General features: G+C 73.5%; 10 protein-coding genes. 8 read left to right on the forward strand and 2 right to left on the reverse strand.

All coding sequences use genetic code 11. The features are described 5' to 3' along the window. The first annotated feature begins 42 nt into the window (after positions 1-42). Positions 43-873 (forward strand): DUF3027 domain-containing protein, encoded by an 831-nt coding sequence (locus tag J2S66_RS31265; protein WP_310311634.1) that lies wholly within the window; start codon positions 43-45, stop codon positions 871-873. After that, a complete protein-coding gene (locus J2S66_RS31270) occupies positions 870-3,707 on the forward strand; it encodes a sacsin N-terminal ATP-binding-like domain-containing protein (RefSeq protein WP_310311636.1) in 2,838 nt (945 codons plus the stop codon). The genes J2S66_RS31265 and J2S66_RS31270 overlap by 4 nt, the downstream gene beginning before the upstream one ends. A gap of 271 nt (positions 3,708-3,978) precedes the next feature. On the opposite strand, the gene J2S66_RS31275 is transcribed toward J2S66_RS31270, so the two are convergent. Continuing rightward, positions 3,979-4,266 carry a DUF2530 domain-containing protein gene (locus tag J2S66_RS31275; RefSeq protein WP_310311639.1) on the reverse strand — a complete coding sequence of 96 codons (288 nt, stop codon included), beginning with the start codon at positions 4,264-4,266 and terminating at the stop codon, positions 3,979-3,981. 77 nt (positions 4,267-4,343) lie between these two features. Here J2S66_RS31275 and J2S66_RS31280 point away from each other — a divergent pair, with 77 nt between their 5' ends. The 6 genes from J2S66_RS31280 (at position 4,344) to J2S66_RS31305 (ending at position 10,804) form a co-directional block, all read left to right on the forward strand. Further along, positions 4,344-5,918, forward strand: coding sequence for an NCS2 family permease (locus J2S66_RS31280; RefSeq protein ID WP_310311640.1), 1,575 nt, complete (start codon positions 4,344-4,346; stop codon positions 5,916-5,918). 72 nt (positions 5,919-5,990) lie between these two features. Further along, positions 5,991-6,422 carry a MarR family winged helix-turn-helix transcriptional regulator gene (locus tag J2S66_RS31285; protein ID WP_310311642.1) on the forward strand — a complete coding sequence of 144 codons (432 nt, stop codon included), beginning with the start codon at positions 5,991-5,993 and terminating at the stop codon, positions 6,420-6,422. Between the two features lie 4 nt (positions 6,423-6,426). After that, positions 6,427-7,749 (forward strand): MFS transporter, encoded by a 1,323-nt coding sequence (locus J2S66_RS31290; protein ID WP_310311645.1) that lies wholly within the window; start codon positions 6,427-6,429, stop codon positions 7,747-7,749. Between the two features lie 82 nt (positions 7,750-7,831). Beyond that, complete coding sequence (locus tag J2S66_RS31295) at positions 7,832-8,596, forward strand: ABC transporter permease (RefSeq protein ID WP_310311646.1); 765 nt, start codon at positions 7,832-7,834, stop codon at positions 8,594-8,596. A gap of 175 nt (positions 8,597-8,771) precedes the next feature. Then, positions 8,772-10,388, forward strand: coding sequence for an ABC-F family ATP-binding cassette domain-containing protein (locus J2S66_RS31300; protein WP_310311648.1), 1,617 nt, complete (start codon positions 8,772-8,774; stop codon positions 10,386-10,388). A gap of 5 nt (positions 10,389-10,393) precedes the next feature. Beyond that, positions 10,394-10,804: a hypothetical protein gene (locus tag J2S66_RS31305; protein ID WP_310311650.1), complete on the forward strand. Its 411-nt coding sequence runs from the start codon at positions 10,394-10,396 to the stop codon at positions 10,802-10,804. Between the two features lie 327 nt (positions 10,805-11,131). Here J2S66_RS31305 and J2S66_RS31310 read toward each other — a convergent pair whose 3' ends face one another. Continuing rightward, complete coding sequence (locus J2S66_RS31310; protein WP_310311652.1) at positions 11,132-12,637, reverse strand: glutamate-cysteine ligase family protein; 1,506 nt, start codon at positions 12,635-12,637, stop codon at positions 11,132-11,134. Positions 12,638-12,717 lie beyond the last annotated feature (80 nt).

Here is a 12,717-nt window from a genome sequence, read left to right on the forward strand (position 1 = left end):
ACGTGTGCGCGGGAGCGCGACGACGTGCGGCACAATTCAACCGTGACCTCGACGCCGACCCAGCAGCCCGACCCAGTCCTCGCCGACACCGCCGCCGTGGAGCTCGCCCGAGCCGCGGCGCAGGAGGAGGCGGGCGCGGAACGCATCGGCGACCACGTGGGCGTGATCGCCGAGGACGAGGTGTCGGCCACCCACCTGTTCGAGGCCGAGCACGCGGGCTACCGGGGTTGGAACTGGGCCGTCACGGTCGCGTTCGCCGGCCCCGGCACGCCGCTGTCGGTCAGCGAGGTCGTGCTGCTGCCCGGTGACGAGGCGCTCGTCGCACCCGACTGGGTCCCGTGGCACGAGCGGGTCCGCGCGGGCGACCTGGGCGTCGGCGACCTGCTGCCCGCGCCCGAGGACGACCCGCGCCTGGCGCCCGGCTACGTCGCCTCCGACGACCCGGCCGTCGAGGAGGTCGCCCTGGAGGTGGGCCTCGGCCGGGTGCGCGTGCTGTCCCGCGAGGGCGTGCTCGACGCCGCCCAGCGGTGGCACTCCGGCGACTTCGGGCCGCGCAGCGAGATGGCCCGCAGCGCGCCCGCGCACTGCGGCACCTGCGGTTTCTACCAGCGCGTCGCCGGGTCGCTCGGCGCCGCGTTCGGGATCTGCGCGAACGAGCTGACGCCCGCCGACGGGCACGTGGTGCACGTCGAGTACGGGTGCGGCGCGCACTCCGAGGTCGAGGTGGAGGGCGGTCCGGCGATCCCCGTGGCCGATGTCGTGTACGACGACGCGGTGCTGGACGTCGAGGCGAACGAGGTCTTCGACGCCGGTGCCGACACGGCTTCCGCCGGGACCCCTGCCGGGACCTCCGCCGGCGAGAGCGGGCAGTGAGCCCGGAGCCGCGTGACCCGTTCGGCACCGCCGCGCTGCGCGAGTCGGTGCTGGCCGCCTGGCGGGGGTCGCCCACCCGGTTCCGCGAGGACGCCAACGCCGAGGAGGACCTGCGCCTCGGCGGCTACCGCGACCGGCTGCTGGTCGAACTGGCGCAGAACGCCTCCGACGCGGCCGGGGCCGAACCCGGCGTGCTGCGGCTGACCGTCGTCGACGGGGAGCTGCGCGCGGCCAACACCGGCGCGCCGCTCGACGCGGCCGGCGTGTCGGCGCTCGCGTCGCTGCGGGCGTCGTCGAAGTCGGCGGGCACGGTCGGCCAGTTCGGCGTCGGCTTCGCCGCAGTGCTGGCGGTGACCGACGCGCCGCGCGTGGTGTCCCGCTCCGGCGGCGTCGCGTTCTCGGCTGCCCGCACCCGCGAGGCCGTGCCGGAGCTGGCGTCGGCGCGCGGCGGCGACGTGCCCGTGCTGCGGCTGGTGTGGCCGACCGACGAGGACGACCTGCCCGAGGGCTTCGACACCGAGGTGCGGCTGCCGCTGCGCGCGGACGCCGGCGGCGTGCTGGCGGAGTTCGCGCTCCAGGTGCCCGACCTGCTGCTGGCCCTGCCGGGGCTGCGGAGGGTCGAGGTCGGCGACGAGGCGTGGGAGCGCGCGGAGACCGGCGGTGTCGTGGAGCTGACCGGGCCCGGCGGCGTGCGGCGGTGGCTGGTGCACCGGGACGCCGGCGAGCTGCCCGGGGAGCTGGTGGCCGGCGTGGAGGCGCGGCCCCGGTGGTCGGTGTGCTGGGCGTGGCCGATGGACGAGCCGCTGTCCGGCGACGTGCTGCACGCGCCCACGCCGACCGACGAGAAGCTGTCCCTGCCCGCCCGGCTGATCGCCACGCTGCCCGTGGAGCCGTCCCGGCGGCGGGTGCTGGCCGGCGACGCGGCGTCGTTCGTGCTGGACCGGGCCGCCGCCGCGTACCCGGCGCTGGTGACCGCGCTGCCCGCGGTCGAGCGCACCTCCCTGGTGCCGCTGCCCGGCTTCCCGCTGTCCGAGGTGGACGACCGGCTGCGCACGGCCGTGCTGACCGAGCTGCGGTCGGCCTCGTGGCTGCCGCTGGCCGACGGCGAGTGGGGCGCCCCGGCGACGTCCAAGGTGCTGGACGCCGCGTCGTTCGACCTGGTCGAACTGCTGGAGGACGTCGTCCCCGGCCTGCTCGACCACGAGCTGACGCTGCCGTCGCACGCCCGCGCGCTGGCGGCGCTGGACGTGCCGCGCATGTCGGTCGCGGAGGTCGTGGCGGCCCTGTCCGGCGTCGGCGGCGACCCGTCGTGGTGGCGGCAGGTGTACGAGGCCCTGTCGCCGATCGCCGACGTCGACTCGACGGCCCGCGAGGAGATGGGCGGCCTGCCCGTGCCGCTGGTCGACGGTCGCCTGGTGAGCAGCCCGCGCGGCGTGCTCGTCGGCACCGACGCCGACCTGTTCTCGGTGCCGGGCCTGCGGATCGCACACCCGGAGGCCGCGCACCCGCTGCTGCTGCGGCTCGGCGCGACCGAGGCGAGCGCCGCCGAGCTGCTCGACTCCGACGCGGTGCGCGAGGCCGTCCGGCAGAGCCTCGACGACCCCGGCATGGAAGGGCCCGAACTGGTCTCCACCGTCCTGCGGCTGGTGTCGCGGGCCGGCGGCCGGCCGTGGCTGGGCGCGCTGGCGCTGCCGTCGTCCTCCGGCGAGTGGCGGCGGGCCGACGAGCTGGTGCTGCCCGACTCGGCGCTGCTGGAGGTGCTGGAGGACGACGCGCCGTTCGGCGTGCTCGCCGCTCCGGTGGCGGCGGAGTGGCCGCGCGAGGTGCTGACCGGCGTGGGCGTCATCGACGGGTTCACCGTCGTGGACGACGACTCGCCCACCGAACCGGACCACGACCTGGCCGACGAGGGCTATTGGTGGGACGCGTTCGACGTGCCGCCGACGCGGGTGCTGGGCATCCGCGACCTCGACCTGGTGGCGCGCGACAAGTGGCCGCGGGCGCTGGCCATGATGGCCGCCGACCCCGTGACGTGGCGCGCGGTGACCGAGCCCGACGGCTACACCGGCTGGTGGCTGGCCCGCTACGCGACCCTGGGCGGCGCGCCGCTCGGCTCGTGGCGGCTGCCCGACGCCGTGGAGCTGGAGGGCCTGTACGACGTGGTGCCGGACGTCGGCCTGCCCGCGCACGTGCTGGCGGCGGCGGGCGTGCGCACGTCGTTGGGCGTGCTCGACGAGGACGACGTGGCCGACCTCCTGGCCCGCCTGGGCGATCCCGCCCGCACCCTCTCCGACGCCCTGGTGCTGCGGGTCCACGCCCTGCTCGCCTCGGTGGCCGACGACGTGGGCGTCGAACCCCCCGACCGGGTCCGGGTGCTGACCGGAGCCGCCGAACCGGCGGACGACGTGCTGGTCCTGGACCTCCCGTGGCTGCTGGGCGTCCTGCCACCGGAGCAGGTCCTCACCTCGTCGGGCTCCGCCCCCGCCCTGGCCGAGCTGCTGGCCCTGCCCCTGGCCTCGGAAGAGGTGACCGGCGAGGTCGTCGGCGCCGGCGACGAGGTCGTGTGGTCGGACCTGGGCGCGGTGCGCCTGGCGTGCGAGCTCCTCGGCGTGGAGGTGCCCACGGCCACCGTGGTCGTCCACGACACCCTCGTGGTCTCCGCCGAGGGCGCCGAGCACGAGGTCCCCTGGTGGGTCGCCGACGACGTGGTCCACGCGGCCGACACCCCCGAGGGCCTGGCCCGGGCCCTGGCCTGGACCACGTCCCGCTGGGCGGACCGCCACACCTTCACCGCCCTGATCGCCACCCCGACCCCCACCACCCTCCTGGCCTGACCGCGAGTCCAACCCCCAAGCCCCGCGAGTCGTACGTCCAGGTCGCGCGAGTCGTACGTTCAGGTCGCGCGAGTCGTACGTCCAGGGCCCCTGAGTTCTACGTTCGGGTACCCGGCGAGTCCTGGACGTAGAACACAGTGGGCCCGAACGTACGACTCGCGCGACCTGAACGTACGACTCGCGCGACCTGGACGTACGACTCGCGCGGCCTGAACGTTGGACTCGCGGGGCCTGGGGGTTGGACTCTCGGGTTAGTCAGTCGGTCAGTCGGTCAGTCGGTCAGGCCTTGGCCTTGTTGGGCGGTGCGGCGGCCGCGACGGGCCGCGGAGCGCTGCCACGTGAAGACGCCGTAGCCGATCACGCCCAGCAGGCTGCCGGACAGGCACGTCCACAGCAGCGTCGTCTCCGACCGCCAGAACAGCAGCACGACGAGGAACCCGACGAACCACAGCCCCGTCCCGGCGACGATGGCGGGCACCGGGTCGGCCAGCCTCGCGGGCAGCGGCGGCGGGGCGGGGAGCGGTGCTGCGGGGAGGGGCGATGCGTCCTGTTCGGCCACGTCAGGCAGGCTACCTGTCCGAAACACGGGTGGGGCACGCTCTGCCTCCTCGCCACACCGACGACCAAGGAGAAGAGATGGCCACCGCCGACCCCGCCGACCCCGCCGCCTCTGACGCGGCCCCCGACGACACCGACGCCGGTTCACGAGGACCGGGGGCGGGGGCGTCCGCTCCCGGCGCGACCGCCGGGAGCGGTGCCGGGACCCGGGTGTCCGGGCTCGACGCGTTCTTCAAGATCTCCGCGCGCGGCTCCACGGTGGGCCGCGAGGTGCGCGGCGGCCTGGTCACGTTCGTGACCATGGCCTACATCGTCGTGCTGAACCCGCTGATCCTGGGCAGCTTCGCCGCCGACGACCCGTCCGCCAAGGTCGACGTCCTGGGCAACATCCTCACCGTGCCGCAGGTGGCGGCGGTCACGGCGCTCGTCGCGGGCGTCATGACGATCCTGTTCGGACTGGTCGCGAACTACCCGTTCGCGCTCGCCACGGGCCTGGGCATCAACTCGTTCGTCGCGGTGACGATCGTGCCGCAGGTGTCGTGGCCCGAGGCGATGGGCCTGGTCGTCGTCAACGGCCTGGTGGTGCTGCTGCTGGTCGTCACGGGCGTCCGCACGGCCGTGTTCAACGCGGTGCCCGCCGACCTGAAGGCGGCCATCGCGGTCGGCATCGGCCTGTTCATCTGCTTCATCGGCCTGGTCGACGCGGGTTTCGTGCGCCGCGTCCCGGACGCCGCGGGCACGACCGTCCCGGTCGGACTGGGCATCGGCGGCTCGATCGCGTCGTGGCCCACGTTCGTGTTCGTCGTCGGCCTGGTCCTGACCGGCATCCTGGTGGCGCGCAAGGTCAAGGGCGGCATCCTGATCGGCGTCCTGTCCGCGACCGTCCTGTCCGTCGTGATCGAGGCGATCGTCAAGGCGGGCCCGTCGGCGGGCGTGAACCCGACCGGCTGGAACCTGGGCTACCCGGCGCTGCCGGACGAGGTGTTCGGCCTGCCCGACCTCAGCCTGCTCGGCGACGTGTCGTTCGGCGCGTGGACCCGGGTGCCCGCGCTGACCGCCGCGCTGCTGGTGTTCACGCTGGTCCTGACGGACTTCTTCGACACGGTCGGCACGATGACGGGCCTGGGCAAGGAGGCCGGGCTGATCGGGAGGGACGGCCAGCTGCCGGGCGTGTCCAAGGCGCTGTTCGTGGACGGCCTGGGCGCGGTGGCGGGCGGTGCGGCGTCCTCGTCGTCGAACACCGTGTTCGTCGAGTCCGCGGCCGGCATCGCGGAGGGCGCGCGGACGGGCCTGGCGAACGTCGTGACGGGCCTGCTGTTCCTCGCCGCGATGTTCCTGACCCCGCTGTACTCGATCGTGCCGGTCGAGGCGGCGGCGCCGGCGCTGGTGATCGTCGGCGCGCTGATGATCGCCCAGGTCAGGGAGATCGACTTCGCCGACTTCTCGGTGGGGCTTCCCGCGTTCCTGACCATCGTGGTCATGCCGTTCACCTACTCCATCGCGAACGGCATCGGCGCGGGTTTCGTCAGCTACGTGCTGCTGCGCGCGCTGACCGGTCGGGCGCGCAGCGTGCACCCGTTGATGTGGGTGGTGTCGGCGGCGTTCGTCGTCTACTTCGCGATCGGGCCGATCCAGGCGGTCCTGGGCGGCTGACGATCCCGGGGTGGTGGAACGGGGGGACAAGTTCACACGATGGGTGCATAGATCGTGAGGTATGCTAACTACGTGGCGGAGACCGAGGTGGAAGCGGGACTGGCGAGCCGGTTGCGACTGGCCGTCGTCAGGCTGAACCGCAGGCTCCGCGCGCAGCGGGTGAACTCCGCGATCTCGCTCACCCAGGTGTCCGCGCTGTCCACGCTGCACAAGTGCGGACCGCTGACGCCCGGCGAGCTGGCCGCCAGGGAAGGCGTCCAGCCGCCGTCGATGACCAGGGTCATCGCGGCGCTGGAGGAGTACGGCTTCGCCACGCGCCGCCCCCACCCCACCGACGGCCGGCAGGCCATCGTGGAGCTGAGCGAGGCGGGGTTGAGCTACATCGACGAAGAGGTGTCCGCGCGCGAGGCCTGGTTGGACGTCCGGCTGGCCGAGCTGACACCGGAGGAACGGGACGTGCTGTCGCGCGCGTCCGGGATCATCGACAGGATGGCGGGGCAGTAACGACGTGCCGGCGTACGCGGGTGGTGCAGAGACCGACCAGCTCGATCGCAACACGGCCGCACCCCCGCCGCGCAGCAGCATGTTCGGCTCCCTCCGCGTCCGCAACTACCGCCTCTACGCGTCCGGCCAGGTCGTCTCGCTGGTCGGCCTGTGGATGCAGCGCGTCGCCCAGGACTGGCTGGTCCTGGAGCTGTCGGACGGCTCACCGGTGGCGCTCGGCATCGCCGCCGCGCTCCAGTTCGCGCCGACGCTGCTGCTGTCGCTGTGGGCCGGTGTGCTCGCCGACCGGCTCGACAAGCGCAAGCTGCTGCTGGTGCTGGAGACCGGGCTCGGGCTGTGCGCGCTGGTGCTGGGGCTGCTCGACGTCACCGGCGTCGCCGAGCTGTGGCACGTCTACCTGCTGTGCCTGCTGCTCGGCGCGGTGTCCGCGGTGGAAACCCCCGTGCGGCAGAGCTTCGTGGTCGAGATGGTCGGCCGCGACCAGCTGACCAACGCCGTCGCGCTCAACTCCATGACGTTCAACCTGGCCCGGATGGTCGGCCCGGCCGTCGCCGGCGGGCTGATCGTCTTCGTCGGGACGGGCTGGGTGTTCCTGATCAACGCGGCCAGCTTCCTCGGGGTGCTGCTCGGGTTGTTCCTGATGAACCCGCGCGAACTGCACCGCGGCGACCCGGTGCCGCGCCGCAAGGGGCAGTTGCGGGAGGGGCTGCGGTACGTCCGCAAGCGCGCCGACCTGGTGATCCTGCTGTTCCTGGTGTTCTTCATCAGCACGTTCGGGTTGAACTTCTACGTGACCCTGGCGGTGTTGGCGCGTAACACCTTCGGCGGCGACGCCAGTGCGTACGGCCTGCTGTCCACGATGCTGGCGGTCGGCACCCTGGCGGGCGCGACCCTGGCCGCGAAGCGCAGCGCCAACGGCAAGCCGAGGCTGCGCTTGCTGATCATCGGCGCCCTCGCGTTCGGCGTGCTGGAGATCGTCGCCGGCGTGCTGCCCACGATGTGGCTGACGGGCGTCGCGCTGATCCCGCTGGGCATCGCCATGATGACGTTCACGACCACCGCGAACGCCACCGTGCAACTGGCCGTGGAGCCCGCGATGCGGGGTCGGGTCATGGGCCTGTACATGCTGGTGTTCCTGGGCGGCAACCCGGTGGGCGGCCCGGTGATGGGCTGGCTCGCCGAGCACTTCACCCCCCGCGCGCCGCTCGTGGTCGGCGGCGCCGTGTCGATCGTCGCGGCCGTGGTGGGCGGGATCGTGCTGGCCCGCAGGGGCGGCCTGGCCCTGCCGATCCCGCGCCTCGGCCTGCGCCGCCGCTCCCGCCCCTGACCCGCGCTCCGACCGCCCCATTCGCCAGGCCGTCGCGGCCCGCCCGGCCGCCCCATTCGCCAGGCCGTCGCACAATCGTCGCGTGGTCATCGCAACGGACTGGGTCCGCCTGCTCGTCGTGTGCCTGGTCCTCACCGCCGCCGCCGCGGCGGTCGTGCGGTGGGGCGGCCTCGCGTCACCCGGACCGGTCGTCCGGGCGGCCCTGCGGGCGACCGCGCAACTCGCCGCCGTGTCCGCCGTCATCACGGCGGTGCTCGCGTCCCTGCCCCTGACGGTCGGCTTCCTCGTCCTGATGGCCGCCGTGGCGACCGGCACGTCCGCCGCCCGCACCGGGACCGGCCGGCGGGGCGCGTGGGTCGGGGTCGCCATCCTCGGCGGCGCGCTTCCCGCCATCGCGCTGCTGGTGCTCGGCGGCCTGGTGCCGGTGACCGGCATCGCGCTCGTCCCCGTCGGCGGCATCCTCGTCGGCGGCGCGATGACCGCGACCACGCTGTCCGTTCGGCGCGCCCTCGACGCGCTGCGGGACCGGCACGGCGAGTACGAGGCGGCGCTGGCGCTCGGCTTCACCGAACCGGACGCGGTGCGCGAACTCGTGCGCCGGCCCGCCGCCGAGGCCCTCCTGCCCGCGCTCGACCAGACCCGCACGGTGGGGTTGGTGACGCTGCCCGGCGCGTTCGTCGGGATGCTGCTCGGCGGTGCGCCGGTGTGGCAGGCGGGGGCGCTGCAACTCGTCGTGCTGCTCGCCCTGCTGGCGGTGGAGGCGGTGGCGATCGTCGTGGTCGTGGAACTCGTGGCACGCGGTTTCGTGCGCCGGGCTTCACAAGAAGAGGAGCTTAGGCTAACCTAAGTCACGTCGCTTCGTGGTGGGAGCGGCAGTCAGTTCGGGAACAGACGAGGCCCCGCCTCCCGGTCGTACCGCCGGGCAGCGGGGTCTCGTCGTGCCCGCACCCCGCCCGCTCCCGGGAGCGCCGGCGCGGAAAACCAGGTGCCCCCGGACCCGTGTCCCTGTCACCCTCGGGAACGTGTCCGCACTGACCGCCAGGGGTGTGTCGCTGTCGTTCGGCCCGCACACCGTGCTCGCCGCCGTCGACCTCGACGTCCCCGCCGGCGAACGCGTGGGCCTGATCGCGCCCAACGGCGTCGGCAAGTCCACCCTCCTGCGCGTCCTCGCCGGCGAACTGCGCCCCGACACCGGCACCGTCACCGCCCGCGGCCACGTCGCCCACCTCACCCAGGAGACCTCACCGCACCCCGGCGAATCCCTGCGCGACCACCTCGCCCGCCGCACCGGCGTCGCCGCCGCCGTCCAGCGCTTCGAACGCGCCACCGCCGCGCTGACCGCCGGGACACCCGGCGCCGACGACGCCTATGCCCGCGCGTTCGACGAGTGGACCGCCTCCGGCGCACCCGACTTCGCCGAACGCGCCGACGAGGTGTGCGAACGCCTCGGCCTGCCCGCGTCCCTCCTGGACGACCGCGGCCCCGACGAGCTGTCCGGGGGCCAGTCCGCCCGCCTGCGCCTCGCCGCCGTGCTGCTCACCACCGCCGACGTGCTGCTGCTCGACGAACCCACCAACGACCTCGACCTCGCCGGCCTGGAACTGCTGGAGGCGCACGTGCTGCGCAGCCGCGCCGCCATGGTCCTAGTCAGCCACGACCGCGAGTTCCTCGCCCGCACCACCACCGCCATCGCCGAACTCGACGAGTTCACCAGGGGCGTCACCGCGTACGGCGGCGGCTGGGAGGCGTACGCGCACGAACAGGCCGCCGCCCGCCGCCGCGCCCGCGAGGAGTACGAGACCTACGCCGCCAGGCGCGACGCGCTCGTCGCCCGCTCCCGCCGGACCCGCGAGTGGTCCAGGGCGGGCGTGCGGCGCGTCGCCAGGTCCGACGAGAGCGACAAGAACATCAAGCACGCGCGCAAGCAGGGCGCCGAGAACCTCTCCGGCAAGGCGTCCGCCGCCGACCGCGCCCTCGACCGCCTCGACGAGGTCGAGGAACCCCGCGAACCGTGGGAACTGCGCCTCACCCTCCCGTCCGCCGGCCGCGGCAGCCAGGTCGCGTTCACCCTGCGCCGGGCGGTCGTGCGACGCGGCGACGTCGAACTCGGCCCCGTCGACCTCACCGTCGGCGCGGGCGAGCGGTGGCGCGTCGTGGGACCCAACGGCGCCGGCAAGTCCACCCTCCTGGCAGCCCTGCTCGGCCGCCTGCCACTGGTCTCCGGCGACCGGGCGCAGGGGCCGAACGTCGTCGTCGGCGAAGTGGACCAGGTGCGCGCCGACTTCGCCACCACCACGCCCGTGCTCGACGTCGTGGTCGACTCCACCGGCCTGTCGCCCGAGGAGGCGAGGACCCTGCTGGCGAAGTTCCGGATCGGCGCCGACGCCGTGCTGCGGCCGTCCGCGTCGCTGTCGCCGGGCGAGCGGACCCGGGCCGGCCTGGCGGTGCTCCAGGCACGCGGCACGACGTGCCTCGTGCTGGACGAACCCACCAACCACCTGGACCTGGCGGCCATCGAACAACTCGAACGGGCTCTCGCCGACTACGCGGGCACCCTGCTGCTGGTCACCCACGACCGAAGGCTCGCCGACGCGGTGGGGGTGGACCACACCCTGGAGGTCCGAACCCTGGCAAGATAGGGCGCATGGGCACCGAGGAGGACTGGCCGGTCGAGCAGACGTGGTCGCTGCGGAACACGCACTGGCACGCGTACGTGGAGCACACGTCCCTCGACCACGCCTCCCCGCGCGCCGAGCGCCTGGAGCGCACGCCGGAGGAGGTGCTGACCACCCCCGCGGAGGTGGCCGCGTGGCTGGAGGTCAACCTCCGCAGCGCCACGAAGCCCGAGGAAGCCGGCAAGAAGCGCACCAAGGACGACCGCGACTTCACCGACTCGAACCGCGTGCACACCTCGCTGGCGTCGGCGGGCGAGAGCATCTACACGGGCGTCAAGGGCATGCTGACCCTGGCGGTCGAGGCGGTGACCCCCGACGAGTGCCGCAACACCCACGACGGCGCGGACGTGGCACCGCTGAAGTCGGGCCGCCGGCGCTGACCGGATCACCCGATCGGGGAACGAAGATCGGGTATGAGTGGTAACGGGGATGTTGTTGCCGGAAAGGTGGAGGCGGCGGCGCACCGGACCCCGTGCCCTGTGAACCGCGCCGTGCGCCATGACTCGTGGCTCGTGCCTGTGACTCGTGCGCCGTGACCCACGCCCGGGCCTGGGGCCGAGCCCGACTCCGATCCGCCGCGTCGAACAGGGCCAACCCTCCGTCGGACGGGACCGGATTTCGTCGGACGGGACCGGGGCCCGCCGCGCCCCGACAGAGCGGCGGGCCCCGGAGTCGGGGTGGTCACCCGGGTGGCGCGGTCGGGCGGATCACGGGGCCACCGGCCAGGTGTGGACCGGTTCGCCCCCGTGCATGAGTTCCACGTACCTGGCCAGCATCGCGGACAGCGCGGTGTCCCGGTCGGCGCCCCGTTCCTCCAGCATCGCCACGGTCTCGCGCTGCCACTGCGAACCGGTCCGCCGCGCCAGGCACCGGGCCTCGATGACGCCGAGGTAGCGCTCCCGCGCCTCGTCGGACACGCCGCAGTCGCGCAGGCCCTCGTGGGCGAGGGGGAGCAGCCTGCGCAGCACCAGTTCGTCCGGGGGGACCCAGCCGATGCCCGGCCAGTAGAGCTGCGCGCTCATCCCGTGCCGCGAACCGGCGTACAGGTTCTCCTCCGCCGCGTGGAACGACATCTGACTCCACAGTGGACGTTCCGAGGTCGTCAGCGCCCGCTGCGCGCCGTAGAAGAACGCCGCGTTGGCCATCGTGTCCAGCACCGTCGGCCCCGCCGGCAGTACGCGGTTCTCCACCCGCAGGTGTGGAACCCCGTCCACCACGTCGTACACCGGCCGGTTCCAGCGCCACACCGTCCCGTTGTGCAGCCTCAGCTCCGTCAACGACGGCGTCCCGCCCGACCCCAGCACGTCCAGCGGGTCCTCGTCGCCGGTTTCCGGCAGCAGTGCGGGGAAGTACCGCACGTTCTCCTCGAACAAGTCGAAGATGGACGTGATCCACCGCTCCCCGAACCACACGCGCGGCCGGACGCCCTGGTTCTTCAGCTCCTGCGTCCTGGTGTCGGTGGCCTGGAGGAAGAGCGGTATCCGGGTCTCGTGCCACAGCGCCCGCCCCAGCAGGAACGGCGAGTTCGCCGCGATCGCCACCTGCACCCCGGCCAGTGCCTGCGCCGCGTTCCAGTGCGCCGCGAAGTCGTCCGGCGCCACTTGGAGGTGCAGCTGCACGGACGTGCAAGCCGCCTCCGGCATGATCGACTCCGCGTAGCCGGCCAGCTTCTCGCCGGTCCGGCCGGGCAGCGGCGACAGCTCGCCGGAGATGGACAGCGCGACCTCCTCGCCGCGCTCGGCGAGGATGCGGTCGTTGAGCACCGCGTAGCGCGGCTGGTTGGACAGCCACCGCCGTTCGAAGTGCTCCTGCCGCAACGTCGGCAGCACCCCGATCATCACGATGGACGTCCCGGCGTCGTGCGCCTTGTCGTCGGCCGACGCCAGCGTGGAGACCAGTTCCCGCTCCAGGTCGAGCGTCTCGTTCCCGGCCAGCTCGCGCGGCGGGACGTTCACCTCCAGGTTGTGCTGCCCCAGTTCGAGCGTGAACGAGGGGTCGTCGATCTTCTCCAGGACCTCGGAGTTGGCCATGGCCGGCCGGCACGCGCCGTCGACCAGGTTCAGTTCGATCTCCAACCCCATCTGCTGACGCGGGAACGAGAAGCTGTCCTCGACCAACATGGTCCCCAGCGCGTCCATGCACCGCTGCATGCGCTCGCGGTAGCGCTGGCGATCTTCCCTGGTGAACGTCCGACTGGACACATCCGTACCCATGCCGCCTCCCAATCGGTCGGGGTGCTCCGGCGGGCTCAGCGGAGGCCAACCGTGACACAGCGACCACATGCCCGCCAGCG

It is taken from the genome of Saccharothrix longispora, from assembly GCF_031455225.1.
GTDB lineage: Bacteria > Actinomycetota > Actinomycetes > Mycobacteriales > Pseudonocardiaceae > Actinosynnema > Actinosynnema longispora.

What these genes read in the sequence shown, in the direction of transcription:
- J2S66_RS31305 (WP_310311650.1), top strand. Translation starts at nt 10,394, where the DNA reads ATGGGCACCGAGGAGGACTGGCCGGTCGAGCAGACGTGGTCGCTGCGG.
- J2S66_RS31310 (WP_310311652.1), bottom strand. Translation starts at nt 12,637, where the DNA reads ATGGGTACGGATGTGTCCAGTCGGACGTTCACCAGGGAAGATCGCCAG.
- J2S66_RS31280 (WP_310311640.1), top strand. Translation starts at nt 4,344, where the DNA reads ATGGCCACCGCCGACCCCGCCGACCCCGCCGCCTCTGACGCGGCCCCC.